Below are 24739 nucleotides of genomic sequence, written 5' to 3'. Positions count from 1 at the left end.
CGATTGAAAGCTCCTATCTGATTTTTTGATAGTAAGAATAACTGCTGAAGTTCTCCATCCATTCTGGAACTTCCGCGTTGCCATTCTTCCAGTTCATCACGCTGCTGGTACGGTGTTCGTTCGATTGGTCCCTCGGTGTCTCAACCGGATTGGACCTAAGGACCGTAAAGAAGCTGCCATCAAACGTTCTCGTCCCGATGTCGATGACATACGAACGATCGGGTTCCAGGTGCTGAATAAACCAATTGTTGGTCATCTCCGGTATATCAATTTCAAAGTTTCGATGGGCGTTGTGCCCTTGGAATGTGATGTCTGTAACATCATAGATTTTCATTCGTTTAGGCAACTCACTCCATGGAGTTCTAAAATGGTGTTCAACCATCTTGCGCTTCATCGATGAAATGCTCCAGTAGACATAAATACTTGTGGGAGATTGAACCATGGCAAACAGTGTATCTTCATCAAATTCATACGGCATCACCCACTGGATGGTCTGTTCCTGTTTTGGGGGATCGGCGGGAATGGCTTGCTTCTCTTGCTTCTCTTTTTCGTCTTCCCTCACTTTTCCGGCTTCCTGGCGATATTTGTTCCACCGGTACTGGACTTTTCCGAGCGACATGTTCATCTTTTCGGCGATCTGCTGAAGGGTAAGGCCCTTTTCCTTCATTTTAACGATCTCATTAATCATTTTTTTCACCCCGGTCGTTTAGTAAAGACATAGGTCTAATCCATCTTGCAGAATAGTATTTATATGCCTCCCGATTAATTTGAAGTAATCGTATCATCACAAAATTCATTTCACAATAAACGAAATTTGTAGAAAAATGTAGGTTGCTTAGCATGTCTAATAGAATAGGCTGTGTAAATTTTTTGAAAACGTTTGCTTTACAAACTATTTGCAAAAAACTTTCGAAAATCGCCAATTTTCTACAAAATACAAAGGATTTTTAAAGGCTCAACTGATGGAAGAAGGTTTTTGTTTGTCGAATTTACACAAAAAGGCGGACGATTTGGCGAAAAATCTATTCTTCCTATGAATACTATGGTATAAAAATAAGTGGAATGTTTTTAAAAGAGGAGGATACTATGGAAATTATCATTTTTTCCCTATTGGCATTAGGAATCATTTTACTCGTCGTCTCGTTCCGTAAGGACAAAAGCAATAACCTGGAAGTGCAGCTGGAAAACTTCTCGATTCAATTGATGAAAGAAATGTATCAAGTGAAGAAAAAGCTCAAAGTGCTTGAAGATGAAATGATGATCAACGAGAAAGCTAAATAATTTGATTACGAGGGATTCATGATGACAAACAATACATTAAGAGGTTTCTCTGCAGGTATGATCCTGTCTGCTGGTTTAATAGCAATCGTTTATTTTACACAGGCACCGCCGGAGAAAGAAGCTGAATTAAATGATAATACAGTCAATACATACCTACACTCCAAAAATATGACCGCGATCACTACTGAAGAACTTCAAACCCTGAAAGCCAGCCGGGCTGCTGCAGCTCAAAAAACGAGTGATCCTGCTCCTAAGGTAAAAGCCGAGGAAAAAGTTGTCTACAATGCGACTGTGCACGTTTCCAGAGGAATGAGCACAGGCGAGGTTTGTGATTTTCTTGAGAAAGAGAAAATCATCAAAGACAGCAAATCGTTTCTAAAATACCTGCGCAGCCATAAACTCGAAGGAGAAGTTAGGTTTGGAACCTACAAGGTGAACAGCAAGATGGATTTCAAAAAACTTGCAGATACCCTCACATAAGGTATAAACAAAGGGAGCCGGCTTTTACAGCTGGCTCCCTTTTTATTGGACTATTCATTTAAACCGTAGCGTTTACCCTTTACGAGAAAGATAATGTTTTCAGCGATATTCGTTGCATGATCTGCCGTTCTTTCGATATAACGGCAAACGAAAGATAACTGGGTGATCTGAGCGAGCGACTCAGGATGCTTCGTCATCAGCTCTAAAAGCTCCTGAATAATCTTGCCGTAAAGATCATCTACTGAATCATCTGTATCTGCAAGGTTTTTCGCCAGTACTACATCTTCGTCAACGTATGCTCTGATGGAGTCCGAGAGCATGCCGATCGCGATGTCAGCCATCCTCGGAAGGTCAACAAGAGGCTTGATCAGAGGCTTTTCCCCGATCCGTATCGTTGATTTAGCGATGTTGACGGCAAAATCAGCCATTCGCTCAACATCGGAGGAAATCTTAATCGCTGCAATGATTCTTCGAAGATCTGAAGCGACAGGAGCCTGCTTTGCGATCAGCAGAATGGCCGCATCATTGATCTCGTCTTCAAGCTGGTTGATCCTCTGGTCGTTTTCAATGACTTCAAGTGCCTTGTCGACGTCTTGTTCTTTCAATGCTTCTATTGACTCTTTTAACGCAAACTCTGTTAATTCACCAATTTCAACGAGCATTTCTTTGAGTTCATTCAATTTGATCTGAAAGTTTTCACGTACTACCATTTCGCTTCACTCCTCAAGTTATTATCCAAAACGGCCAGTTACATAGTCCTCAGTTCTTTTGTCAGAAGGAGCGGAAAAGATTTTGCTCGTATGATCATATTCAATCAGTTCTCCCATCAAGAAAAACGCCGTACGGTCAGAAACCCTTGCCGCCTGCTGCATGTTGTGCGTAACCATAACGATGGAATAATTTTTTTTCAATTCAAGAGCGAGCTCCTCAATTTTAATGGTTGAGATCGGATCAAGCGCAGAAGTTGGCTCATCCATTAAGATGACATCGGGCTTTGTGGCGATGGCTCTGGCAATACACAAACGCTGCTGCTGGCCTCCTGACAACCCTAAAGCAGAAGTATTAAGACGATCCTTTACTTCATCCCACAAAAACACATCTCTTAAAGAACGTTCTACAATCTCATCCAATTTCCCTTTTTTCTTGAGTCCATGAATCTTAGGGCCGTACGCGACGTTTTCATAAATGGATTTTGGAAAAGGATTCGCTTTCTGAAACACCATGCCGACTTTTTTCCGCAGATCCACAAGGTCTACTTTTCCATTGATCAAGTTCTGATGGTCATAATTGATCTCACCGGACATCCTGACACCGGGGATATTTTGAATCATTAGATTAAGCGTTTTGATAAACGTTGATTTTCCGCATCCAGACGGTCCGATGATGGCTGTGATCTCATTATTGTAGATTGCGAAATCGATGTCTTTCAGCGCCAGATTTTTTCCGTACCATAAGTTTAAGTTCTTGATGTCAAAAACGGTTTTCTCTTCTGTCAATACTGCTTGTCCCATCATTATCCCCCTTATCCGAAGCGGCCTGTTATATAGTCTTCCGTATCCTTTTTCGATGGATTGGTAAAGATCTTGTCTGTTTGATCAAACTCAACCAGCACTCCGTTTAAGAAGAAGGCGGTCTTATCTGAAATACGTGAAGCCTGATGCATGTTATGCGTCACAATAATAATGGTATAATCCTTTTTCAGTTCCATGATCAAGTCCTCTATCTTGGCATTAGAAATGGGATCCAATGCAGATGCCGGCTCATCAAGGAGCAGAATATTAGGCTTCATGGCGAGAGTTCTGGCAATACAAAGACGCTGCTGCTGGCCTCCTGAAAGGGAAAACGCAGATTCATGAAGCCTGTCTTTTACCTCGTCCCATAAAGCTGCCTTGCGAAGGCTTTCTTCTACAATTTCATCGAGCTTTTTCTTCGAACGGATACCATTAAACTTCAAAGCGTGCGTAATATTATTGTAAATGGATTTTGGAAATGGGTTAGGCTTTTGGAACACCATGCCGATTTCTTTCCGAAGAGCGACAACATTGATGTCATCTCCGATGAGGTTTACATCTTCATAGATGATTCCTCCGGTGCTCCGGGCGCCGGGAATCAGATCATTCATACGGTTAATGGAACGAAGAAACGTTGATTTCCCGCATCCGGACGGGCCGATCAGGGCTGTAACCGCATTTTTTTCAATGGAAAAACTGACGTCCTTTACTGCATGGTTGTCTCCATAGTAAATATTCAGTTTTTCAATATTCAAAGCAACCGGTTTATTCTCTTTCTCTATGTTCGATTTTTTTGTTAATGGTTTTGAATCTTTTTTTTGTTCCATCTCAATTTTCATGGTCCCCCACCTATTCTCTAACATTTATTTAGAAGCCGTTATCTTTTTGTGAACGGCACTGCCGATCCATCGGGCAAGCAAGTTAAAGATTAATACGGAGATGATCAGCACAGCCGATGATCCGTCTGCCACTTCACGCACATCCGGGATTAAGCCCTGTGTGTTCACAGCCCAAATATGCACAGCAAGTGTTTCGGCTGGACGGAACACGTTTAGAGGAGAAGTCGAATCGAACGGGTTCCAGTTTGAAAAATCAAGTGTTGGCGTGGTAAGTCCCGCTGTAAAGAGCAATGCTGCCGCTTCACCAAATACACGGCCTGATGCAAGAATCGCACCAGTTAGAATGCTTGGGAACGCTGCAGGCAGCAGAACGGTTTTGATCGTATGCCAGTGGGTGATGCCAAGAGCAAGACTTGCCTCTTTTTGATCTCTTTGAACCGTGCGAAGGGCATCTTCACAAACCCGAACCATAACGGGAAGGTTAAACACGGTAAGCGCAAGAGCACCTCCAAGAATGGAGTAACCCCAGCCTGTCAGATTAACAAACATCAATAATCCAAACATGCCAATAACAATTGAAGGCAATGAAGCCAATACTTCAATACACGTTCTGATCGCGTTCGTAAGCCTGCCTGGACGGGCATACTCCGCCATGTAAATACCGCCGCCAAGACCAAGCGGAACAGTGAACACCATAGTAAGGAACAAGATGTAGAACGAGTTAAACAGCTGGTTTCCGATTCCTCCGCCTGCTCTGAACGAGCTGGATGGCGAGGTTAAAAATTCAAGATTAAGCTTTGAAAATCCATGAAAGATAATATAGCCGAGCAGTCCCACTAGAACCGTAACAATGGTTGCTGCGATCAAGTAAAAAATAGAGGTAGCAATACGGTCTGTAACTTTGCTGTTCATTAGAACTGCCTCCTAGAAGAAAGATAACGAATTAAGATAATAAAGATAAATGACATCGCTAAAAGAATAAGTGCCAATGACCAGAGGACATTATTTTCAACACTTCCAAATGTGGTATGCCCCATGTTCAGCGTAATGATCGTCGTTAATGTAGCTGATGGATCAGTGATTGCAGATGGAAGTGTACGAACGTTGCCGATGACCATCTGAACAGCAAGTGCTTCACCGAACGCACGAGCCATCCCAAGAACAACCGCGGTCAAAAGGGTTGGCATAGCCGCAGGAATCAATACTCTCCAAATGGTTTGCCATCTTGTCGCACCAATCGCGTAGGAAGATTCTCTCAGACCTTTTGGCAGAGAACTCATCGCATCTGTCGCAATACTGGTAACCGTAGGCAGAATCATAATGGAAAGGACAATCATACCCGCAAGCAAACTGAATCCTTGTCCACCCACTGAGTCACGCAGGAACGGAACAAGAACGGAAAGGCCGATGAATCCATAAACAACAGATGGAATACCAACGAGTAATTCAATGACTGGCTGAAGGATCTTTTTTCCCCAGGAAGGCGCAATTTCCGTCATAAAGATCGCACCGCCGATACCGAGTGGAGCTGCGATTAGAGCAGATAAAAAAGTAACAGCAAAAGAACCTACTATAAATGGAACGGCACCATACGCCGGACTCTCTGCATTGGTTGGATTCCAGTTCGTGCTGGTTAGAAATTCATATAAACTTACCCCATTATTAAAGAAGGCTTGTAAACCTTTCGTACCCAGGAAAATCGTAATGGAAATCGTGGCAGTGATGATGATGAGCGCACTGATTAATACGATGGATTTCCCCCGCAATTCCATTTGGAGTAAAGATTTATTTGATTTTTTTAGCAGCCTTTGACTGGCTGTCATTGTCTTGTTATCCATTTTTCGTACCTCCCCAAAACGCCCTAACAGGGTAAATATCCACTTCTACGGGGACACTTACCCTGATTTAGGCCTCTTAACTTTCTGTTTGGTTATTACTTTTTCGTAATTTTCCCTTGAGCATCACGTTTAACTTCCATTTTGCTAGCAGGGATGTATCCTTGATCAGGGACAAGTTTATTTTGAATCTCATCGCTCATTAAATAATCAAGGAACTGTTTTTCTAAGCCTTTTGGCTCTCCTTTAGTGTAAGAGTGCTCGTAAGCCCAAATTGGGAATTTACCTGTTTGTACGTTTTCATCAGTTGGTTTAACTCCGTCGATGCTAAGTGGTGTTACACCGCTGTTATCTGTGAAGTAAGAGAAAGCAAGGTATCCGATCGCACCAGGAGTTTCTTTGATCAGCTTTTGAACCGTGTTGGAAGAATCTTCTGTAGCTGCGCCTTCAACAGGTGCGTTGCCGTCAAGAGCGTATTTTACGAAAGTAGCACGAGTACCAGAAGAATCAGGACGGTTGATTAGAGCAATCTTTTGGTCTTTTCCGCCGAGCTCTTTCCAGTTCTTTACTTTTCCTGTAAATACTTTAATCAGATCTTTTTTAGAAATATCTTTGATGCCTACTTCCGGGTTAACTGCTGCAGACATACCAACAACAGCAACTTGGTGATCTTTAAGCTTGTCAGCTGGGATTCCTTCTTTTTCTTCAGCAAAAACATCTGAGTTACCGATCTTAACAGCACCTTCAGCAACTTGGCTCAAACCAGTACCACTTCCGCCTGCTTGTACTTGGATATCAGCGTCAGGGTTTTCTTGAGTGAATTGTTCTGCTGCTGCTGCAACAAGCGGCTGCATTGCACTTGAACCAGAGATAACGATGGATCCAGATGCTTTTTTGCCATCTTTATTTCCATCTGTTGAAGCACCTTCATTGTTTTTGTTTCCACATGCTGTAGCGAACACGAGGAGCATAGCCAATACTGCTAAAAGGTAAGCGGATTTCATTTTCTTCATTGTTTTAGGTCCCCCTAGTATGATTTTAAAAGAATTTTGCATTTGATAGAGATTTTGCTTATTCGGTATGTCCTTGTCTCTATCGCACACCCCCAACAAGTTCTGTTAATCACTTCACAATATTAGAATAAGCGACGATTATTAATGCTGTTTGAATGGAATGTAAAGAGATTGTAAATAAAACAAGACTACAGTACTATGTTTTTCTAACTAGAATGAATTATACAAATGAAAAAACGCGCCCAAAGGACGCGTTTTTTTTCATCTTATCTAGTTATTTTTTCTTATTTCCGTCTGTTTTCAGCTTAAAGTATTCATCTAGAGCAGCTGCACCGATCTCATTGTTGATCGAGCCTTCACGTACATTTGGCACGACAACGGCAAAAGCAACTTCCGGATGATTATACGGTGCATAACCGATCAGTGTTTTGTTGTTTAAACCAGATTTCTTATCCACCTCGGCCGTTCCGGTCTTGCCTGCCGGGTTATAAGACTTATGTTTGAAAAAGGCTGCCGACGTTCCCCTGCTGCCGACCATAACCTGTCGGAATCCTTGATGAACAACATCAAGGTATTCTTGCTTCATTTCAATTTTGTTCATGACATTTGGTTCAAACTTATAGACGAGTTTGCCCATTTTACCCGGCTGAACTGACGGTTCACGAACCTCTTTCAGGAGATGAGGCTGCATTCGGTATCCATTATTGGCAATGGTGGAGATATATTGAGCCATCTGAAGAGGTGTATACGTATCGAACTGTCCAATCGAAAAGAACATAGCCTGTGCCAATTGGTCACTCATACCTGTGTTATAACCGGTTGCTTCAGAAGGGAGATCGATCCCGGTCGGAACACCAAGACCGAACTGGCTGTATGAATCCCTTAATACTTTAAATGCTTCGTCCACATGGCGGTCAATATAACGCTTATGTGAATAGTCATATCCGGCAAGCTTCATGGCAATATTCCACATATAAACATTCGAGGAAGCTTCCAGTGCTTTTACCGGACCGATGCTTCCCAAGTTTTCGTGGGATTTCATCTTTCTTCCGTCTCCAAACGTCAGCGGTGCATCGTAAAAATGAGTGTTTGGTGTGATGGCACCCTGCTGAAGACCCGTTAGTACTGTTGCTCCTTTAACCGCAGAACCCATGGCGAAGGAATTATACACCGTTCCAAATGGGGCATTCTTGTACTTCCCTGTCTTTTTATCATATTCTTTACCTGCCATGGAAAGCACTTCACCATTCTCCGGATTTAGCATCACCACATAAGCTTCCGTCAAATCACGATTTGCGTAAGCTGACCCTCCGGACTTGGCTTTCTTCAGTTCTTTTTCAATAATTTGTTCGACTTTTTGCTGAAGCTGCATGTTAATGGTAAGTATCAGGTCCTTCCCCCTGGAACCTTCCACTTCAACCGGATCGCCTACCGGGTTGCCCGATTTGTCTGTGACAAACTGCATTTTTGACTTTTGTCCCCTAAGCAATGATTCATACTGCTGTTCAAGAAAACTCGTTCCTACTAAATCATTGCGTTCGTTTCCCCGAGAAATGTAATAATCCATTTTACTCTGAGGGATCTGTTTTACCTGTCCAAAAAGAGCTTTGAACGTGTCGCCATATGGATATGCCCGCTTGGCATCAGGTTTGATATCCACCCCCGGCAATTCACCCAAATGCTCACTTATCTCCGCGATCTCTTTTTGCGTGGCGCCGATTTTAATTCGCTGAGGCGTCAGGGCGTATCCCCTGTCCATCTCCCGCTTAATGGCCAGTACCTCGATCTGTTGGGGAGTAAAGCTATTCAGATCCTTCTTTGTTATCTGATCCAGCATCAGGTTGTAATAATCATCATCGCTGAGACCTTTTTTCTCTTTTTTACTGATCCTGCTTTCTACTTCCTTCTTGTTTAAAAAGATAAAATAATCTTTCTTGTCCCGTTCTGTCACACTTTTTGTATCCTTTTGAATATAGCGCGCCAGTTTTTTTGCGACGGCCTGCCGATCCTCGGGACTCGTTTTTTGTGTTCGTGTATACGTAATAGAATAAAGAGGCTTATTATCCACCACGACCCGGTCCTGCGTGTCGAACATCTTTCCTCTTGGTGCATCAAGCCTTGCAGTTACGTTTTCTTTTTTGTCCGCCGATCGATGATACTCTTCACCCTGAACTATCTGTACATAACCCAGCCTGAAGATCAATACCGAAAACAAAAAGAACACGGCAAGAAACAGCGCATTCAAACGCATCGGTACATGATTTCTTTTCTTTTTTTCTTTAGTCATTCATTCCACCCTTACTTATGTATGGAAATCGTCGTTTCCATTTTCGACAAATTGATTTACTAAAATAATTTTAACAGTTAATCAATCTTTCCGAAAGAAAAATGTCATATCCTAGTTCGATCTTCCGTATCTTTATTGTGCTGTGAATAGTTCGCCAGAATGTCTGTTTTTTGAAGGGTGGGAAACCGTATGGAACGTACGCAAAAATAAATGATAAAATGTCCTGCTCCTAAAACAGGCAGCAGTACGGGAATACAATAGTCTCCGTTAAAATAAGTAATGGTTACCATTAAAACCACAATGGAAAGAATTCGTCCTGCGTTTAAGTGCAATTCCCTTACGACAATATATTCTACCCGCATCGGTCCCGCGTTTTCCGACCGGCCGATCACATCGTAAGTCAGTGATACATAGGGAACAAGAAGCAAAGGGTAAGCGATCGAAATTACGACTCCATAAAAGAGAAGCAGGGGAAACGTCACTTTCAGCAGAAAAAGGAAAGGCGACAGGAAAAGGATCAATCCGCCGGCAAAGATTGATTTTTTTCTCCGTTCTTTGGTCATCATCCGTGAAACGATAAAATAACCGACGAACGATACGGCAGATTGAACAAGCCCAAAAGTTCCGAGCGCAAATTCACTGTCTGAAATGATGTACACCCAAATAACAATTAAAAAAACGAACGTCCCTTCCCTGAAACCCTGAAAAAAGTGGGCATTTAAAATGCGTCCCCAATTTATGTTGGTTGTCCTTGATTTCAATACCTGCCAGACAAAAAACTTCCCCTCTGCCTTCTGCCTGCTCAAGAAAAAACTTATGACGACCGCAGTGAAAAATAAGACCAATGAAATGCTGAAGATGATGCGATACCCCGTAAACTTATCCAGCTGGGAAATTAAAAATCCCGAGGTCATCGGGCCGACCATCCCTGATAGAGAGGTGAGCACGCCAAGATAGCCATTAAAATTATCCCGTGTATCCGGTTCGGTCACTTCAAAGGTAAGGACATTAAAAGCGAGCCAATAAAAGCCAAGCCCGGCACCGAGCAGGCCGCCAAGTATAAGCAGGTAGTCACTTGCCTCTTTTCCGAGAAAAAGTACATATAAATAAAAAAAGGATAAAATGGTAACACCGATCCGAAGTACAATCACCCGGTCAATTTTTTTCGTGAGCTTCCCTGCAATAAAAAAGGCAACCGGCTGAATGCACACAATCGACAAATTATAGAGAGCAATATCCTTCAGTTCACCCGATTGTTTCCACAAATAAATGTTAACAAATGTATTAGAAAGCGCCGTACTCAATGAAAACAGCCCGCCTACGACAAGCAGCAATAACAGTTCTTTCTTTCTGTCCGTGTATCCAAACAAATTGAACTTCATTTTGTTCTCGCCCCTTTGCAATTCACATGTAGTTTTCACAACTTCAAAGGGGCTATTCGCCAATCAGAGAATTGGTTTTTATTGTAAATCGGTAAATTAAAAACCGGCCAGTGTCTTTTTAAAAAGACACTGGCCGGTCCATGTAGCATTATTTTGCTTCGTTATAGCGTTTTTCAACTTCATCCCAGTTTACTACGTTCCAGAAAGCATTGATGTAGTCAGGACGCTTGTTTTGATACTTCAAGTAATAGGCATGCTCCCAAACATCAAGGCCCAAAATCGGGGTTTTGCCTTCCATCACAGGGTTATCCTGGTTTGCTGTGCTTGTTACTTCGAGCTCACCGTTATTAACGACTAACCAAGCCCATCCGGATCCGAAACGGCCTTTAGCGGCATTTGCAAATTGTTCCTTGAATGCGTCAAGGCTTCCAAATTTGCTGTTGATGCGTTCCGCTACTTCACCAGTAGGTTCGTTGGATCCGCCTGGCTTCAGGATCTCCCAGAATAAGCTGTGGTTCGCATGGCCGCCGCCATTGTTTCGAACAGCAGTGCGGATGTTCTCAGGAAGTGAATCCAGGTTAGAGAGAAGCTCCTCGAGGCCTTTGCTTTCAAACTCAGCTTGGCCTTCAAGCGCTGCGTTCAAGTTATCCACATACGTTTTGTGGTGACGATCGTGGTGAATATTCATTGTAGTTTCATCGATGTGTGGTTCTAGTGCATTTGCAGCATAAGGTAAAGCAGGCAGTTCAAACTTTGCCATGTTAATCTCCTCCTTGGTATGTAAGCATTTTTTATATTTCATTTTGGAGAAAAAACCCCAAAATTGAAAACATAGTTAAGCAACAATAATGTTTAATAAGTATCCCAACTCATACATTATCAGATTTACCCGGAACTTTCAACGATTTAACCCTTTTTAATCCAAAGCTTATTATGTACATTTCGTGATGCCTTTTATCCCCGTGATCGTTTTGATTGTGCGGCTTTTTTGTACAAACAAAAAACCTTCACCATTCATGGTGAAGGTTGGATATGTATGAACATGGTGGCTCGAGACGGAATCGAACCGCCGACACGAGGATTTTCAGTCCTCTGCTCTACCGACTGAGCTATCGAGCCAAGATTTAGTATTTCTGTCCATCGGTCCCTGTCTCTTCCTCTACAAGAGAAGCTGACGCTGGGTATCCGTCGAGACAACTCGCCGCCTAATCACGAATGTGTTGCTCGTGACTGAGCTATCGAGCAAAATTGGTTGCGGGGACAGGATTTGAACCTGCGACCTTTGGGTTATGAGCCCAACGAGCTACCAGACTGCTCCACCCCGCGATGATATGAATGGTTGTGGACGATGTGTCCGAGTATATGACTGTCTCTTCCTCTGCGAGCATTTTCTTGGATGTTCAAGCGTCGAGACAAGTGAGCAATCATTCAAATAAAAAATGGAGGAGGTAGAGGGATTCGAACCCCCGCGGGCTTTTACACCCCTGTCGGTTTTCAAGACCGATCCCTTCAGCCGGACTTGGGTATACCTCCACTTGAAGAAAAATGGTGGACCCTGTAGGACTCGAACCTACGACCAATCGGTTATGAGCCGACCGCTCTGACCAACTGAGCTAAGGGTCCATGTGGTAAAGTTGAATATATGGGTATGTATGTAAGAAATGGGGCGACCGATGGGAATCGAACCCACGAATGCCGGAACCACAATCCGGTGCGTTAACCACTTCGCCACGATCGCCATCGCCTAAAAAATATGGTAGCGGCGGAGGGAGTCGAACCCACGACCTCACGGGTATGAACCGTACGCTCTAGCCAGCTGAGCTACACCGCCATATTTTGGCTCCACAGGTAGGACTCGAACCTACGACCGATCGGTTAACAGCCGATAGCTCTACCACTGAGCTACTGTGGAACAATATGCTGTCCCCTTAGGGACAAGAATTACTATACCATTTTTCTGCTATGTAAGTCAACCTTTTTTTCGCTTTTTGCGAAATTCCTTGGTGAGACAGACATAAATATAGCACGTCCCCAACATTATAGCAAGCCATTTTTTAAATTACGACAAATAGGAAATATCCAATCATGACCGCCTGAATGATGACTTTAGCAACAGTACCCCCCAAGAAACCAAGGACAGATCCAAATCCCACCTTTACGGATTCTCCCATTGATTTGCGCCCGATCAGCAATTCCGCAAGAAATGCACCTAAAAACGGGCCGGCGATGATACCGGCTACAGGTATGATAAAAGGGCCGACGAGCAAACCAATCGTACTTCCCCAGATGGCCGCTTTAGACCCTCCCCTTCTTTTTACACCGTACAAATTGCTGAAGTAATCGACAACGAACAAACTCGCCAGCAAAAATACTTGTACTGCGATAAAGAAGACCGTGAATGGCTGAAAGGAGTAAAAGATACCGTAAAGCACGAACCCGAGCACCATAAAAAGAGCCCCAGGCAGAATGGGAAAAATCAAGGCGGCAAATGCCAGGAGAAATGACACGCCGATCAATATCCAATAAAGAAAATCCAAAATAATGCCCCCTTCACCATCCAGTTTACCGTTCCAGCACAGCCTCAGCAATATTTACCGAATGGTCACCGATCCGCTCAAGGTTGCTTATAAAGTCAACATACACCACACTCTCTTGTCCTGTGCTCAAATTGTTGTTTATGTCCTGGATATGCTTCTTTCTCAGTGTTTTCTCCATTTCATCAATATCATCCTCAATCGTTAAAACCTCTTCTGCCATCCGTTTATCATTTGTTTCAAGAGATATGATGGCCTTGGTGAGACAGGATTGAGTCAGCATCATCATGTTCTCAAAATCACGTGTTGTAACTTCCGACAGCTTAATGTTATTCCTGGCCATGAAACAGACCATATCAATCATATTTTTTATATGGTCACCGACTCGTTCAATGTCTTTGCATAGATTGAGAAGCATTGTGTGCTCTGTTGATTCGTTCTTTGACAAGGAATGAATGGATAATTTAACGAGAAACTTCGTGATTTGTCGGTCAAACCGGTTGATTTCCTCTTCATACTGCATGGCGATGTCCGCATGCTTGTTTTTCCGTGTTTGGAAGAAAAGAAGCGCCTGGTTGAGCCCTTCCCGTGAATAGGCTGCCATTTTCAGCAGCTCCTGCCGTGCTTGATGCAAGGCAAATTCCGGTGAACTGTTGATGACTTTTTGATCCAATTTGACCGTTTTATTGTCGACAGACCACTCATCATCTTTGATCAGTTTCGAAACAATAAAGACGAGCAGCGAAATAAACGGAAATAAGATGATCACATTCCCTACATTAAAGATACCATGCGCAAAAGCAATCTCCATGGTCGGCTGCAGTTGGAGGCTGCCTGAAATCCATTCGATCAGCCCTTTGTATGGAACAAAGAAAATCACAAATATAATCGTCCCAATCACATTAAACAGTACATGGACCAGTGCTGCTCTCTTCGCGTTCTGAGAGGCGCCGACCGCTGCAATAACAGCTGTGATCGTCGTTCCGATATTATCTCCAAAAAGAACGGGAAGCGCACCTGTTAAATGAATAAGGTCCATGGAAAACATCTGCTGCAGGATGCCAACGGTCGCGCTGGAGGACTGCAGAATCATTGTAGCTATAGTTCCAAGGGCGATGCCCAAAAACGGCTGCTGGTTTAAATGTTCAGTGATGTTTTTAAAATCCAGGGAGGACTGCAAAGGTTCCATCCCGGCCCCCATCAGCTGCAGGCCGTAAAATAACCCGCCAAGACCGAATAAGATTCTTCCGATAAATACATATTTGTAATCCCTGATAAAAAACACAAAGAATGCCCCTGCAGCAAGCAGCGGAAGACCGAAACTCGCAGCATCAAATCCAATGATGAACGCAGTAAATGTTGTACCGATGTTGGCCCCCATTATGATGCCAACAGCCTGGCGTAGTGACAGCATCCTGGCATTCACAAGCCCTACCGTCAGAACAGTGGTGGCTGAACTGGACTGAATCAGCATGGTCACGAATAAACCCGCCAGTATCCCGGTAAACGTATTGGTCGTCAGACTGTCCAAAAGATTTCTCAGCCGGTCGCCCGCTGAGTTTTGCAGACCCTCACCTAAATATTTAATTCCAAAAAGAAAAAGGCCGAGCCCGCCTATGAATTGAAACAGCATATCCTGAACGCCCAATGAATTGACAACCCCTTTATCTAATCTCCTTATGTCATTATCTAGTTTTATGAAGGACATGTAAAGATGCTTCGCAAAACCTTTACAAAGGAATGGTCTGCGCATTGTTTGTTTCCCCATTATTCGCTAAAATTAAAAACAGACCATTCATGAAATGAGGAGTTCAATGAAAATTTTCAGCCATTTTTTCAAAAGCCTGTATTCACCTCCGACAATTGCCCGTCTCCGTTATCAGGGAATCGGCAAAGCCATCGGCTATGTATTTTTTTTAATCCTGCTAACTTCGATCCCCGTGGGCATCAGCTTTTCCTTATCCTTTAAATCAGGCCTCGAAGAGTTCAAGCAATCAATGACCTCCGAGATTCCTGATTTTACGCTTCAAAATGGAAAGCTGGCCTCCGATCTGAAAAAGCCGGTTATCCATACCGACAGCAGCGATACCTTTATTTTTGACACAACCGGAACGATCAAAGAGGATGACCTTTCAGATTATACAAATGTCATTGCTCTCTTGCATAATGAAGCTATCGTTATATCCGGCGGTGAGACACAGAAAGTCCCATATAACAGTTTAGGGGATTTGAGTCTGACCAAAAAGGACATCAGCTCCTGGACCAACACCTTGGTCGATCTTCTGCCTATACTGCTTCCTTTGTTATTTTTGTTTATCTATGTGTTTACGGTCGCATTAAAGTTTATCGGTGTCACGGTATTAGCCGTCATCGGTTTGGTACTGCAGAATATCAGCCATCGAAACCTATCTTACAGACATTTATGGGTGATGTCTGCTTATGCAGTCACACTTCCTACTGTATTCTTCGCCATCATGAAAGTTTTACATACAGAGGTGCCGTTTTCTTTCCTCATTTACTGGGCAGTTGCATCTATATTTCTTCATCTTTCTATAAAAGAAACACCTTTGCCTATAGGATAAAAAAGAAGGAGCCTTCCGGCTCCTTCTTTTGACTTTGCTATTTTTGGAAAAGACCTTTTATCCCATCAATGATAGAAATGATAAAATCGATAAACTTTTGCAGAAAAGATTGGGTTTCTTCTTTATTCAAGAAACCATCTAAATTATCCCGAACATTCTGAAGCTGATTTTGAACGTTATCCCAGTTGATGTTCAGATCCTTCATTCGATTAAATAGGGACACAAGTCCGTTTAATTCTTCATCTGTCAGCTGAATGCCGAGCCGCTCAGCGACACGTTTGATCAAGTCACGCAGTTCGTCTTCATTTTTAACCGGATGATCAGCCAGCTCTTGTTTAATTTCTGTGATCAGCTGTGTTGCTTCCTTTGTGCCGATTCTGTCACCAAGCTGTGCAGTTTTTACAACCTCTTCATTAGCCACTTGCTTTTTTTCTTCAGAAATATTTATGTTGGATTTTTGTTCATAGGCCTTCAGGATACCGGTAAGAGCAGCAGTGCCGGATACCTCAAACGGCGCGGTGACATAAATATCCGCGTCCTTAACCCCAGCCGTAACAAGCGCATTAACGATCATGCTGTCCGTTACCCAGTTGATGTTTTTTGAATCGACATGAAGCCCTTTGCCTTTCTCAGCAAGTGTAATTTTTGAAGAAGAGATGGCACGGGTTCCTAACTGTGCTTTGGAAATGTACTTCCCTAGATATTGGTGCTCTTCTTCATTCGACACCGTTACAGTATCCACATTGGAGTCTACACCCATCTCATTCAAAATCTGTTTCTTTTGGTCCGGTTTCAAATCTTCGCCAAGTGTTACGATTACATCTCCTGGCGCTGCATCAGCAAATGCTTTTAAAGGTACCATCAACGTAAGTACAACCATTATTGGCACTACCCATTTTGCGTTCCATTTCATCTTTATTCTCCACCTCATTGTTCGTATTTCCCTTTTCTCCACTATCTGTGTCTCTTTCTTCTCAGACACATTTCCATTTTACACCACACAACTTTCAGGGAGCAATTTCTAACTTGAAAATGAAGTGTGTAAAAAAGGAATAACCCCCGCGGCTGCAGCATATATATTCTCCATATATCAAAAGGGGGACAAGCCAGTGAAAAAGTTTCTGCTCTTCTGCCTGTCTTTATTAATCGTCTATACGATCGCCTATGATCTCAAAATCGGAACCCTACAGTCCTACAGTTCAAAACCTGCCCCCGTTGCTGCAGTTAGTATAAAAAATAGCATACCTTATAAAAAAGTCAAAGTTTCTTCTGGAGATACCGTTCTCTCCATCATTGAAAAAGTCAATCCTGAATCACTTTCAAAGCCGATTCCTGAAATCATCAAGGACTTTCAACGATATAATCACAATATTCGGCCGGAAAGCATTCAAGTTGGAAAAATGTATAATTTTCCGGTCTACAAGCAAGTAAAACACTAGATTTCTTGCCAAACTAAAGGAACCCTTGATAAAATGTACTACTGTACAGATGTTGATTCATATCTGTCATACTTGAAATTAAAGGAGCGGTTCACCAATGAGTGAAATTACGCATCGTTCAAAAACGAGACCAGTCAAAGTCGGCCCATTAACGATCGGCGGCAGTGACCAGGTCATCGTTCAAAGCATGACGACTACAAAAACACATGATGTTGAAGCCACCGTTGCAGAAATTAAACGCTTAGAAGAGGCAGGATGCCAAATTGTCCGTGTCGCCTGTCCTGACATGCGCGCAGCAGAGGCTATTGCCGATATAAAAAAACAAATATCCATTCCGCTTGTCGTAGATATCCACTTTGATTATAAGCTCGCACTTAAAGCGATTGAGGGAGGCGCTGATAAGATCCGGATCAACCCGGGCAACATCGGGCGCAAAGAAAAAGTAGAAGCTGTCGTTAAAGCGGCGAAAGCTAAAGGAATTCCCATCCGTATCGGTGTTAACGCCGGTTCACTTGAGAAGAAATATCTTGAAAAATACGGATATCCGACAGCAGAAGGCATGGTTGAGAGTGCGCTTGATCATATTAAGATTCTAGAGGACCTCGATTTTCATGACATTATCGTATCGATGAAGGCTTCTGATGTTAACTTAGCGATCGAAGCTTATGAAAAAGCTGCCCAAGCCTTTGATTATCCTCTTCATCTCGGCATCACCGAATCCGGAACTCTTTTTGCCGGAACCGTAAAAAGTGCGGCTGGATTGGGTGTTATTCTTAACAAAGGAATCGGAAACACACTCCGTGTATCGTTAAGTGCGGATCCAGTTGAGGAAGTGAAGGTAGCAAGAGAACTCTTGAAATCGTTCGGGTTGCTCTCTGATGCGGCTACATTGATTTCTTGCCCTACCTGCGGAAGGATTGAAATTGACCTGATTTCGATCGCCAATGAAGTAGAAGAATATATCTCTAAAGTCCGTGCGCCGATCAAGGTTGCTGTGCTCGGCTGCGCTGTTAACGGACCAGGAGAAGCGCGAGAAGCTGATATTGGAATCGCAGGCGCAAGAGGCGAAGGTTTGCTTTTCCGCCATGGAGAAATAGTACGCAAGATCCCAGAAGATCAGCTGCTTGATGAGCTGAAAAAGGAAATTGATAAATTGGCTGAAGAGCATCATGCTAAACAACAAGCAGAATTAGTAAATTAACAAAAAGCCCGCCGGCAAGTCCGGCAGGCTTTTATGCTCCGATAGTTAAAAGAAGGGGGCAAACAATAAACCGATGACAATGGAAGCAATCCCGATTCCGATTGCCCAGTAACCAGAAGTGGTTGCTCCGCGCCTAGCTGCAATAAAACCGCCGATAATCCCGGCAGCTCCGAAAAGCACAGGAAGAATAAACAATGACAGGACAGACAGGATAACGGAGAACATTCCGATTACCCTTCCTGCCTGGCCGCCGCCATCTCTTTCTTCATGTCTTTCTCTTGCTGTACGCTCACGCTCGTCTCGGGGACGATCATACTCAGGAAGGGCTGCTCCGCTTGTGATCGGGACAACATCAGCAGCCATTTCCTCTCTGTAATCCGAATCCCGGTTAACAGGTTCTCGACTGTATTCCGATTCAAATTCTTTATCTTCTGCCATACCAAATCCCTCACTTTCTTTGGTGGAGCGTTTTTAGTATGGCTTTAATAAAGGTAAATATAGTTGTTAATTTAATGAAAAGCTGAGCAAACAAAAAGGAGCGGTGTACGCTCCTTTTCGTTATTGTTTCCGTTTAAAGGTATGGCAGCATGTTTCAGCTGATTTATGGGCACTATCCTTATGCTTCGCATCGCCGATTAAATCACCGCTTGCTTCCATGTCATATTTATTGTTCGCGTGTTTATCGATTTCAACCAAGATGGCGTCAGCAACACAGTTGTTGCCTTCTCCCCAATACGTGCAATTGGCTACATTACATTTTACTGTTGGCAAAATGGCTCCCTCCTTTTGCAGATAGGATTCCACATTTGCAAGGGACTCATACAACGTTCAGTTCACATACCTGACAGACTCCGTAAATTTCGAATTTATGGCCGGTTACTGTAAAATCAGACAGGTCTGAAGTTACATTTTCCATTGGACAGGCATTGATTTCTTTTGTTTTTCCGCATTTTAAGCAGATTAAATGATGATGGTGCTCCCTTGTTGGACACGTGAAACGAAACTTTTTCTCTCCCTCCAGCTCTGTCTCTTCTAAGATATCCAGATCAGAAAAGGTGGAAAGATTCCGGTAAATCGTGTCAAAGCTCAATCCCGGATAGTTCTCCTTCAGCGAATCCTGAACGTCTTTGGCACTTAAATACCTTTTTTCATCAGAAAACAGCTGAAGCATATCTTTTCGCTTATCGGTATATTTATAGCCCTTCCTTTTTAATAAATCAATGGCGGTTGAAACGTCCATACTGCACCTCCACTATTGGTTAATTGCAATTTTTCTATTGGAACGCAGCTTCTTCCACAGAAGAGAGAGTAATAAAATGATGACCGAGATCATAACGATCGTTCCTCCTGGTGCGAAGTCCAGGTAATACGAAAGAATCAGTCCAAGAATGACGGCTGTTTCACCAAAGACGACGGACAGCAGAAAGGTCTGTTTAAATCCATTCGCGAGCCTGATACTCGCCGCAACCGGCAGGGTCATCAATGAAGACACAAGAAGGATGCCTACAATCTTCATGGATGAAGCAATGACAAGAGCCACTAAAACAATAAAGAAAAAATTTATCCATTTTCCTTTGATCCCAGAAACCGCTGCCTGTTCTTCATCAAAAGAAAGAACAAATAATTCTTTATATAAAAAGATAACAAAGGCAAATACGATCAGCAAAATAAAGAAGATCGTCCATACATCAGATTTTTTTACAGCCAGCACGCTTCCGAATAAATAATTAAACAAGTCCGTATTGAATCCATTGGCAAGTGAAATAAAGATCACACTCAGTCCTATTCCGGCTGACATGATGATTGGTATGGCAAGTTCTTCGTAATGCTTATACACCTTGCGCAGCTGGTCGATCCCTACTGCACCTCCTACCGAGAAGACCATCCCCATATAAATCGGATTCAGCCCGCTGAAGAATCCGACATTACGGCCAAGCATCAGGTTTGCTGCGATGCCTGCCAATGTAATATGGGAAAGTGCATCCGCGATTAAAGATTGCCTTCTAACAACAATGAATACGCCAAGTACAGGGGCCAATAAGCCGATCATAATTCCTGTAATAAACGCATTTTGCAAAAACTCATATTGAAAAAACGGGAATGACATCCACTCTTCCTCCGGTTAATGTTGATGTTCTAGTACATGGACATGATGCCCATACATTTGTGAAAATCCTTCTTTAGAGACCTTTTCAAACTCGGCAGTATTGCCATGAAAGTGCAGCTGTTTATTCAAACAAGCGACATGGGTAACATAGTCAGACATGACTCCTATATCATGAGTAACGAGCAGCAGCGTCAAGCCTTTCTCACGATTCAAGTTCTTCAGCATCTGATAGAAGCCGGCAACGGATGCAGCGTCTACACCGACCGTGGGCTCATCCAGTATTAACAATTTCGGATCGCTAACAAGCGCTCTCGCGATGAACACCCTTTGCTGCTGTCCTCCAGAAAGCTCCCCGATATTCCGGCTCATATAGTCTGCCATGCCTACGGTTTCAATCGCCTGCTCAATTTTTCGTTTATGCACTTTGTTCAAAAAACGGAAAAGGCCAACCTTTCCAAAAAGACCCATCGATACTACTTCATAGACCGTCGCTGGAAAGGCCGTATTAAAACTGTTGGCTTTTTGTGATACATACCCGATTTCATCCCAATTTTTAAATAGGCTCAATTGCTGTCCGAACAAATATACATTGCCGGATTGCGGTTTTAAAAGTCCTAAAAGACATTTGATCAAAGTGGATTTGCCAGAGCCATTCGGACCAACCAAGCCCATGAACGATCCTACGGGGATCTCAAAAGTGATATGTTCAAGAACGTTTCGGTCTTGATAATGGAATGAAAGGTCCTCTATTCTAACGGCAGGTTTATTTTGCTTTGACATACGCGCCTCCATCTAATAGTAACGGTTACGATTTAAATTCCAATAAATTATACAAGAAACCCCTCATTTTGTAAAATAGCACGATTATCCTCTCAACTTTTTCAACAAGTTTTGTTTTAAAGTTCCGTGATCATGAAGAATTTCATCTGCTCGAGACAGCTTCTCTTTTGGCATTGTTGTCAAGAGCGCAAGAACATGAGCACCTGAATCAGCGCCGGATTGAATACCGAGTGGTGCATTTTCAACGACAATCCATTCATCGGCTGCAAAGGGGAACTGTTTGAATACTTTTTCATAAGGCTCTGGGGAGGGCTTCCCTTTTTTTACATCATCTCCCGTGATGACAGCATCAAATGAAACCGGCAGCTGTTTAAGCACTTCATGAACAAACTCTTTTCTGCTTCCTGAAGCAAGGGCGATCGGAATTCCTGCTTCCTTTAAAGCCTTTATGGCCTCAACCGTATCTTTATAAAAGGAATACTGCGAATGCTGAACAAAAAACGCCCGTTTAATATGATAAATAGACTGCTGTTCAAGTTCAGATAATTGGAGAAAACGATGTTGATCAACATGAGTGATGGTCTGCATGCCCGGCATGCCTTCCAGCTCATAAAAATAATCTTCACTGATGTTATAACCCTGTTCCCCAAAAGCATAATTCCATGCTTTCGCATGGTCTTTCATCGTATCCACCAAAACTCCGTCCATATCAAAACATACTGCTTTATAAGTCATGATGTATCTTCCTTTTCTGAGTTAAATGTCTGCCCCCCCTACTGTTAATAACTTAAAAAAGAAGGAGTAGTCAAGAAGAAGGCATTGCGTTATAATTTTTAATTGGCAGCTCTTCAGCTGCTGGGTGGGAGAGGGATAAGTAAATAAAGAAGGGAAACACTTGAACGTATCAAAATTTTTTCAGTTAGAGAAATACAGCAGTTCCATAAAACAGGAAGTATTGGCAGGTGTGACTTCATTTTTCACTGTTGCTTATATCATTATTGTCAATCCGCTAATACTGGCTGATGCTGGTATGCCCTATTACGGTGTACTTCTGGCCACCATTCTGACCTCTGTTGCCGGATGCTTTTTTATGGGGTTCTATGCAAACGCCCCGATTATTTTGACACCGGGTATGGGAGTCAACGCCTTTTTTACGTATACGATCATACAAGGAATGGGACTCTCATGGAGAGAAGCGCTTGCAGCTGTTATCATCTCCGGTATTTTATTTCTCATTGTCGCATTCACCCGTCTGAAAGATGTACTGTCTGAAAGTATTCCTGCTTCTTTAAAGCATAGTATAACGGTTGGAATTGGATTATTCCTCGCCTTTATCGGCTTGCAAAAAGGCGGAATCATTGAAGCCAGCTCAACTACATTTGTAAAGCTTGGCTACCTGGGAAATCCGGCCACATTGCTCACCATCATCGGGCTAGTTGTTACTCTATTCCTTTTTTCAAGAAATGTAAAAGGCAGCTTCTTGATTGGGATTGCGATTACATGCCTGATCGGTTACCTTACAGGATGGGCACATGGTACAGAAGATGACCATAATACGCTTGAATTAGAACCGTTTATGCAGCTCTTTTTCGGTGCGGATTTTAGAGGCGTCTTCAGCCTTCCATTCTGGATTGCCACTTTTTCTCTTACAATGATTGTTACATTTGAAAATATGGGGCTCCTTCATGGCCTGCTGCCGGATCACAAAAAATTTCCTAAAGCTTTTCAGGCTAATGCCGTCACATCGCTCATTTCCGGTATTTTCGGTACAAGCCCTACCATTTCAACGGTGGAGAGTGCTGCTGGAATTTCCGAAGGAGGAAGAACCGGTTTGACGAGTGTCGTTACAGGAATCCTGTTCGTTGCCTCGATTGCTGTCACACCATTCTTGAGCATGATTCCCAACGGGGCGATCGCTCCTGTTTTAATCATTATCGGCGGATTGATGGTGCAGAACATCCAGCATATTCCCCTTTCCGATTTTACAGAAGGATTTCCTGCATTTTTGATCATCGCGCTCATCCCTTTAACCTACAGTATCGTTGACGGGCTGGCTTTTGGATTCATCGCTTACCCGGTATTAAAAATGGCCGTAGGAAAGCGTAAGCAGATTCCTGCTCCTCTTTATGTTATTGCATTATTATTCCTGATTAATTTCATGTTTCATTCTGTGATATAAATATTTAAAAAAGCCGCTTCGAGCGGCTTTTTTTTGTTCACTTTTTTTCCGCTCTTTCATAGGATAGGGTGAACAGGAGGGGATAACATGAATCCTTTTATGGTCCACATGGTCAACACGAAACTTAATCAGCTGACTGCCCAGGAACTCGTTCAGCTGGCAGGACAGTATCATTATCCAGTTTCCATGCAGGAAGCCACGAAAGTGATCGGGATTTTAAGAAGATATAACATAAACATAACGAATGCGGCCCAGCGTGCTGAAATCATTGAAGCCATTGCCTCAGAAGTGAGCCGCGAGAAGGCAAATTATATCCAATACTTAATTAACAATTATTTAAACAGATAAAAAAGAGGCGAAGGGTTCGCCTCTTTTTTATACGGTTATACGGTTAGGAGCTGCTCCTGCAAGCTTGGAACAAATTCTTTGCTCTTCAGCATTTCGATCTCCAGCTTGTATGGAGGTTTTTTGTTGCTCTTATCCGTCCCCACATAAGGAGTTTCCAGTATTTTAGGCACATCGCCGAGCTGCGGATGGTGGACGATATAGTTTAACGCATCGAAACCAATTTTTCCGAATCCAATATTTTCATGGCGGTCCTTTCGGGCACCCCGCTCATTTTTGCTGTCATTGATGTGAAGGACCTTCAGACGGTCGAGACCAATCAAGTGGTCAAACGTGTTCAGAACCCCATCGAAATCATTGATGATGTCATAGCCTGAATCATGAGTATGACACGTATCGAAACAGACTGAAAGCTTATCGTTAAGGTGCACCCCTTCGATGATTGCAGCCAGTTCTTCAAACGTACAACCGCACTCAGACCCCTTGCCTGCCATTGTCTCCAGAGCAATCTGAACATTTTGCTCCGGTGTCAGCACTTCATTCAAACCTTCGACGATCTTCTTAATTCCTTCTCCGGTTCCTGCGCCAACATGGGCTCCAGGATGAAGAACGATTTGCTTCCCGCCGATCGCTGCTGTACGTTCGATCTCTGAACGCAGAAAATCAACACCCAGCTGGAAGGTCTCCGGCTTAACGGAATTTCCGATGTTAATGATGTATGGTGCATGGACGACAAGTTCGGCTATGCCGTTCTCTTGCATATGCTTGATCCCCGCTTCAATGTTCAGATCTTCTATCTTTTTTCTTCGGGTATTTTGGGGCGCGCCAGTATACACCATGAACGTATTTGCTCCATAGGAAGCAGCTTCTTCACTTGCACCCAGGAGCATTTTCTTTCCACTCATCGATACGTGTGATCCTAGTTTCACCATAATCCTTCTCCC

Annotated in this window: 27 protein-coding genes and 7 tRNA genes; 7 read left to right on the top strand and 27 right to left on the bottom strand. The window is 43.1% G+C overall.

The features are described from left to right. Positions 1–13: 13 nt before the first annotated feature. Positions 14–688 (bottom strand): DUF4912 domain-containing protein, encoded by a 675-nt coding sequence (locus ABHN01_RS11440; RefSeq protein WP_290400863.1) that lies wholly within the window; start codon positions 686–688, stop codon positions 14–16. A gap of 398 nt (positions 689–1086) precedes the next feature. On the opposite strand from ABHN01_RS11440, the gene ABHN01_RS11435 reads away from it, so the two are divergent. Further along, on the top strand, positions 1087–1281 hold the full coding sequence (locus ABHN01_RS11435; RefSeq protein WP_429875641.1) for a hypothetical protein: 195 nt from the start codon (positions 1087–1089) through the stop codon (positions 1279–1281). 18 nt (positions 1282–1299) lie between these two features. Then, positions 1300–1761, top strand: a complete 462-nt coding sequence (locus ABHN01_RS11430; RefSeq protein WP_429875640.1) for a hypothetical protein — start codon at positions 1300–1302, stop codon at positions 1759–1761. Positions 1762–1811: 50 nt separating this feature from the next. Here the strand turns inward: ABHN01_RS11430 and phoU are convergent, their stop codons facing one another. The 18 genes from phoU to ABHN01_RS11340 form a co-directional block, all read right to left on the bottom strand. Next, positions 1812–2471 (bottom strand): phosphate signaling complex protein PhoU, encoded by a 660-nt coding sequence (phoU, locus tag ABHN01_RS11425; protein WP_429875639.1) that lies wholly within the window; start codon positions 2469–2471, stop codon positions 1812–1814. Positions 2472–2492: 21 nt separating this feature from the next. Continuing rightward, positions 2493–3272 (bottom strand): phosphate ABC transporter ATP-binding protein PstB, encoded by a 780-nt coding sequence (gene pstB, locus ABHN01_RS11420; protein ID WP_429875638.1) that lies wholly within the window; start codon positions 3270–3272, stop codon positions 2493–2495. Positions 3273–3283: 11 nt separating this feature from the next. After that, complete coding sequence (pstB, locus tag ABHN01_RS11415) at positions 3284–4111, bottom strand: phosphate ABC transporter ATP-binding protein PstB (protein WP_429875637.1); 828 nt, start codon at positions 4109–4111, stop codon at positions 3284–3286. A 24-nt stretch (positions 4112–4135) separates the two neighbouring features. Next, complete coding sequence (pstA, locus tag ABHN01_RS11410; RefSeq protein ID WP_290400869.1) at positions 4136–5023, bottom strand: phosphate ABC transporter permease PstA; 888 nt, start codon at positions 5021–5023, stop codon at positions 4136–4138. After that, positions 5023–5934, bottom strand: a complete 912-nt coding sequence (gene pstC / locus ABHN01_RS11405; RefSeq protein ID WP_425589603.1) for a phosphate ABC transporter permease subunit PstC — start codon at positions 5932–5934, stop codon at positions 5023–5025. The genes pstA and pstC overlap by 1 nt, the downstream gene beginning before the upstream one ends. A gap of 110 nt (positions 5935–6044) precedes the next feature. Then, positions 6045–6959 (bottom strand): phosphate ABC transporter substrate-binding protein, encoded by a 915-nt coding sequence (locus ABHN01_RS11400; RefSeq protein ID WP_290400871.1) that lies wholly within the window; start codon positions 6957–6959, stop codon positions 6045–6047. A gap of 274 nt (positions 6960–7233) precedes the next feature. After that, positions 7234–9246: a peptidoglycan D,D-transpeptidase FtsI family protein gene (locus ABHN01_RS11395; protein WP_429875636.1), complete on the bottom strand. Its 2013-nt coding sequence runs from the start codon at positions 9244–9246 to the stop codon at positions 7234–7236. A 104-nt stretch (positions 9247–9350) separates the two neighbouring features. After that, positions 9351–10628 carry an MFS transporter gene (locus tag ABHN01_RS11390; RefSeq protein ID WP_429875635.1) on the bottom strand — a complete coding sequence of 426 codons (1278 nt, stop codon included), beginning with the start codon at positions 10626–10628 and terminating at the stop codon, positions 9351–9353. Between the two features lie 148 nt (positions 10629–10776). After that, positions 10777–11388 carry a superoxide dismutase gene (locus tag ABHN01_RS11385; protein WP_429875634.1) on the bottom strand — a complete coding sequence of 204 codons (612 nt, stop codon included), beginning with the start codon at positions 11386–11388 and terminating at the stop codon, positions 10777–10779. Positions 11389–11671: 283 nt separating this feature from the next. After that, positions 11672–11747: transfer RNA gene (locus ABHN01_RS11380), tRNA-Phe, on the bottom strand. Positions 11748–11877: 130 nt separating this feature from the next. Next, positions 11878–11954, bottom strand: a tRNA-Met gene (locus ABHN01_RS11375). A 114-nt stretch (positions 11955–12068) separates the two neighbouring features. Continuing rightward, positions 12069–12161: transfer RNA gene (locus ABHN01_RS11370), tRNA-Ser, on the bottom strand. 13 nt (positions 12162–12174) lie between these two features. Beyond that, positions 12175–12251: transfer RNA gene (locus ABHN01_RS11365), tRNA-Ile, on the bottom strand. Positions 12252–12290: 39 nt separating this feature from the next. Further along, a tRNA-His gene (locus tag ABHN01_RS11360) sits at positions 12291–12366 on the bottom strand. A gap of 16 nt (positions 12367–12382) precedes the next feature. Next, a tRNA-Met gene (locus tag ABHN01_RS11355) sits at positions 12383–12459 on the bottom strand. A 6-nt stretch (positions 12460–12465) separates the two neighbouring features. Beyond that, positions 12466–12540, bottom strand: a tRNA-Asn gene (locus ABHN01_RS11350). A 142-nt stretch (positions 12541–12682) separates the two neighbouring features. Next, positions 12683–13165, bottom strand: coding sequence for a DUF456 domain-containing protein (locus ABHN01_RS11345; RefSeq protein ID WP_429875633.1), 483 nt, complete (start codon positions 13163–13165; stop codon positions 12683–12685). Between the two features lie 25 nt (positions 13166–13190). Continuing rightward, positions 13191–14795, bottom strand: coding sequence for a Na/Pi cotransporter family protein (locus tag ABHN01_RS11340; RefSeq protein ID WP_429875829.1), 1605 nt, complete (start codon positions 14793–14795; stop codon positions 13191–13193). Positions 14796–14976: 181 nt separating this feature from the next. On the opposite strand from ABHN01_RS11340, the gene ABHN01_RS11335 reads away from it, so the two are divergent. After that, positions 14977–15744: a DUF1189 domain-containing protein gene (locus ABHN01_RS11335; protein WP_429875632.1), complete on the top strand. Its 768-nt coding sequence runs from the start codon at positions 14977–14979 to the stop codon at positions 15742–15744. Positions 15745–15781: 37 nt separating this feature from the next. Here ABHN01_RS11335 and ABHN01_RS11330 read toward each other — a convergent pair whose 3' ends face one another. Beyond that, entirely contained in the window at positions 15782–16657 is an 876-nt protein-coding gene (locus ABHN01_RS11330) for a DUF1002 domain-containing protein (protein WP_429875631.1), read from the bottom strand. 196 nt (positions 16658–16853) lie between these two features. Here ABHN01_RS11330 and ABHN01_RS11325 point away from each other — a divergent pair, with 196 nt between their 5' ends. Together ABHN01_RS11325 and ispG are read left to right on the top strand one after the other, a co-directional pair. Further along, entirely contained in the window at positions 16854–17183 is a 330-nt protein-coding gene (locus ABHN01_RS11325) for a hypothetical protein (protein ID WP_429875630.1), read from the top strand. A gap of 97 nt (positions 17184–17280) precedes the next feature. Continuing rightward, positions 17281–18384 carry a flavodoxin-dependent (E)-4-hydroxy-3-methylbut-2-enyl-diphosphate synthase gene (ispG, locus tag ABHN01_RS11320; protein ID WP_290400879.1) on the top strand — a complete coding sequence of 368 codons (1104 nt, stop codon included), beginning with the start codon at positions 17281–17283 and terminating at the stop codon, positions 18382–18384. A gap of 45 nt (positions 18385–18429) precedes the next feature. On the opposite strand, the gene ABHN01_RS11315 is transcribed toward ispG, so the two are convergent. From ABHN01_RS11315 to ABHN01_RS11290, 6 genes are all read right to left on the bottom strand, one after another. Then, entirely contained in the window at positions 18430–18822 is a 393-nt protein-coding gene (locus tag ABHN01_RS11315; protein WP_290400880.1) for a DUF308 domain-containing protein, read from the bottom strand. Positions 18823–18942: 120 nt separating this feature from the next. Continuing rightward, entirely contained in the window at positions 18943–19155 is a 213-nt protein-coding gene (locus ABHN01_RS11310; protein WP_290400881.1) for a DUF1540 domain-containing protein, read from the bottom strand. Positions 19156–19201: 46 nt separating this feature from the next. Continuing rightward, the gene (locus ABHN01_RS11305) at positions 19202–19624 is read right to left on the bottom strand and encodes a Fur family transcriptional regulator (RefSeq protein ID WP_290400882.1); all 423 of its coding nucleotides are present in this window, start codon (positions 19622–19624) and stop codon (positions 19202–19204) included. Positions 19625–19636: 12 nt separating this feature from the next. Beyond that, positions 19637–20491 carry a metal ABC transporter permease gene (locus ABHN01_RS11300; RefSeq protein ID WP_429875629.1) on the bottom strand — a complete coding sequence of 285 codons (855 nt, stop codon included), beginning with the start codon at positions 20489–20491 and terminating at the stop codon, positions 19637–19639. Between the two features lie 15 nt (positions 20492–20506). Continuing rightward, entirely contained in the window at positions 20507–21271 is a 765-nt protein-coding gene (locus ABHN01_RS11295) for a metal ABC transporter ATP-binding protein (protein WP_429875628.1), read from the bottom strand. An 84-nt stretch (positions 21272–21355) separates the two neighbouring features. Next, the gene (locus tag ABHN01_RS11290) at positions 21356–22006 is read right to left on the bottom strand and encodes an HAD family hydrolase (protein WP_290400885.1); all 651 of its coding nucleotides are present in this window, start codon (positions 22004–22006) and stop codon (positions 21356–21358) included. 160 nt (positions 22007–22166) lie between these two features. Here ABHN01_RS11290 and ABHN01_RS11285 point away from each other — a divergent pair, with 160 nt between their 5' ends. Together ABHN01_RS11285 and ABHN01_RS11280 are read left to right on the top strand one after the other, a co-directional pair. Continuing rightward, positions 22167–23450, top strand: coding sequence for an NCS2 family permease (locus ABHN01_RS11285; protein WP_429875627.1), 1284 nt, complete (start codon positions 22167–22169; stop codon positions 23448–23450). Positions 23451–23537: 87 nt separating this feature from the next. After that, positions 23538–23798 carry a DUF2624 family protein gene (locus tag ABHN01_RS11280; protein WP_429875626.1) on the top strand — a complete coding sequence of 87 codons (261 nt, stop codon included), beginning with the start codon at positions 23538–23540 and terminating at the stop codon, positions 23796–23798. A gap of 35 nt (positions 23799–23833) precedes the next feature. Here the strand turns inward: ABHN01_RS11280 and ABHN01_RS11275 are convergent, their stop codons facing one another. Then, entirely contained in the window at positions 23834–24727 is an 894-nt protein-coding gene (locus ABHN01_RS11275; RefSeq protein ID WP_429875625.1) for a deoxyribonuclease IV, read from the bottom strand. Positions 24728–24739 lie beyond the last annotated feature (12 nt).

Origin of the sequence: Fictibacillus sp. NRS-1165, assembly GCF_050468105.1 — a bacterium.
Classification (GTDB): domain Bacteria; phylum Bacillota; class Bacilli; order Bacillales; family Fictibacillaceae; genus Fictibacillus_C; species Fictibacillus_C terrinigri.
This window is presented reverse-complemented; position numbering and strand designations above follow the sequence as displayed.

Excerpts from the sequence above, each read along its gene's own strand:
- pstB (WP_429875638.1), bottom strand. The coding sequence starts at position 3,272 with ATGGGACAAGCAGTATTGACAGAAGAGAAAACCGTTTTTGACATCAAG.
- ABHN01_RS11340 (WP_429875829.1), bottom strand. The coding sequence starts at position 14,795 with ATGCTGTTTCAATTCATAGGCGGGCTCGGCCTTTTTCTTTTTGGAATT.
- pstB (WP_429875637.1), bottom strand. The coding sequence starts at position 4,111 with ATGAAAATTGAGATGGAACAAAAAAAAGATTCAAAACCATTAACAAAA.
- pstA (WP_290400869.1), bottom strand. The coding sequence starts at position 5,023 with ATGAACAGCAAAGTTACAGACCGTATTGCTACCTCTATTTTTTACTTG.
- ABHN01_RS11390 (WP_429875635.1), bottom strand. The coding sequence starts at position 10,628 with ATGAAGTTCAATTTGTTTGGATACACGGACAGAAAGAAAGAACTGTTA.
- ABHN01_RS11295 (WP_429875628.1), bottom strand. The coding sequence starts at position 21,271 with ATGTCAAAGCAAAATAAACCTGCCGTTAGAATAGAGGACCTTTCATTC.
- ABHN01_RS11300 (WP_429875629.1), bottom strand. The coding sequence starts at position 20,491 with ATGTCATTCCCGTTTTTTCAATATGAGTTTTTGCAAAATGCGTTTATT.
- ABHN01_RS11335 (WP_429875632.1), top strand. The coding sequence starts at position 14,977 with ATGAAAATTTTCAGCCATTTTTTCAAAAGCCTGTATTCACCTCCGACA.
- ABHN01_RS11435 (WP_429875641.1), top strand. The coding sequence starts at position 1,087 with ATGGAAATTATCATTTTTTCCCTATTGGCATTAGGAATCATTTTACTC.
- ABHN01_RS11275 (WP_429875625.1), bottom strand. The coding sequence starts at position 24,727 with ATGGTGAAACTAGGATCACACGTATCGATGAGTGGAAAGAAAATGCTC.
- phoU (WP_429875639.1), bottom strand. The coding sequence starts at position 2,471 with ATGGTAGTACGTGAAAACTTTCAGATCAAATTGAATGAACTCAAAGAA.
- pstC (WP_425589603.1), bottom strand. The coding sequence starts at position 5,934 with ATGACAGCCAGTCAAAGGCTGCTAAAAAAATCAAATAAATCTTTACTC.
- ABHN01_RS11385 (WP_429875634.1), bottom strand. The coding sequence starts at position 11,388 with ATGGCAAAGTTTGAACTGCCTGCTTTACCTTATGCTGCAAATGCACTA.
- ABHN01_RS11400 (WP_290400871.1), bottom strand. The coding sequence starts at position 6,959 with ATGAAGAAAATGAAATCCGCTTACCTTTTAGCAGTATTGGCTATGCTC.
- ABHN01_RS11430 (WP_429875640.1), top strand. The coding sequence starts at position 1,300 with ATGATGACAAACAATACATTAAGAGGTTTCTCTGCAGGTATGATCCTG.
- ABHN01_RS11330 (WP_429875631.1), bottom strand. The coding sequence starts at position 16,657 with ATGAAATGGAACGCAAAATGGGTAGTGCCAATAATGGTTGTACTTACG.
- ABHN01_RS11305 (WP_290400882.1), bottom strand. The coding sequence starts at position 19,624 with ATGGACGTTTCAACCGCCATTGATTTATTAAAAAGGAAGGGCTATAAA.
- ispG (WP_290400879.1), top strand. The coding sequence starts at position 17,281 with ATGAGTGAAATTACGCATCGTTCAAAAACGAGACCAGTCAAAGTCGGC.
- ABHN01_RS11315 (WP_290400880.1), bottom strand. The coding sequence starts at position 18,822 with ATGGCAGAAGATAAAGAATTTGAATCGGAATACAGTCGAGAACCTGTT.
- ABHN01_RS11290 (WP_290400885.1), bottom strand. The coding sequence starts at position 22,006 with ATGACTTATAAAGCAGTATGTTTTGATATGGACGGAGTTTTGGTGGAT.
- ABHN01_RS11280 (WP_429875626.1), top strand. The coding sequence starts at position 23,538 with ATGAATCCTTTTATGGTCCACATGGTCAACACGAAACTTAATCAGCTG.
- ABHN01_RS11395 (WP_429875636.1), bottom strand. The coding sequence starts at position 9,246 with ATGACTAAAGAAAAAAAGAAAAGAAATCATGTACCGATGCGTTTGAAT.
- ABHN01_RS11440 (WP_290400863.1), bottom strand. The coding sequence starts at position 688 with ATGATTAATGAGATCGTTAAAATGAAGGAAAAGGGCCTTACCCTTCAG.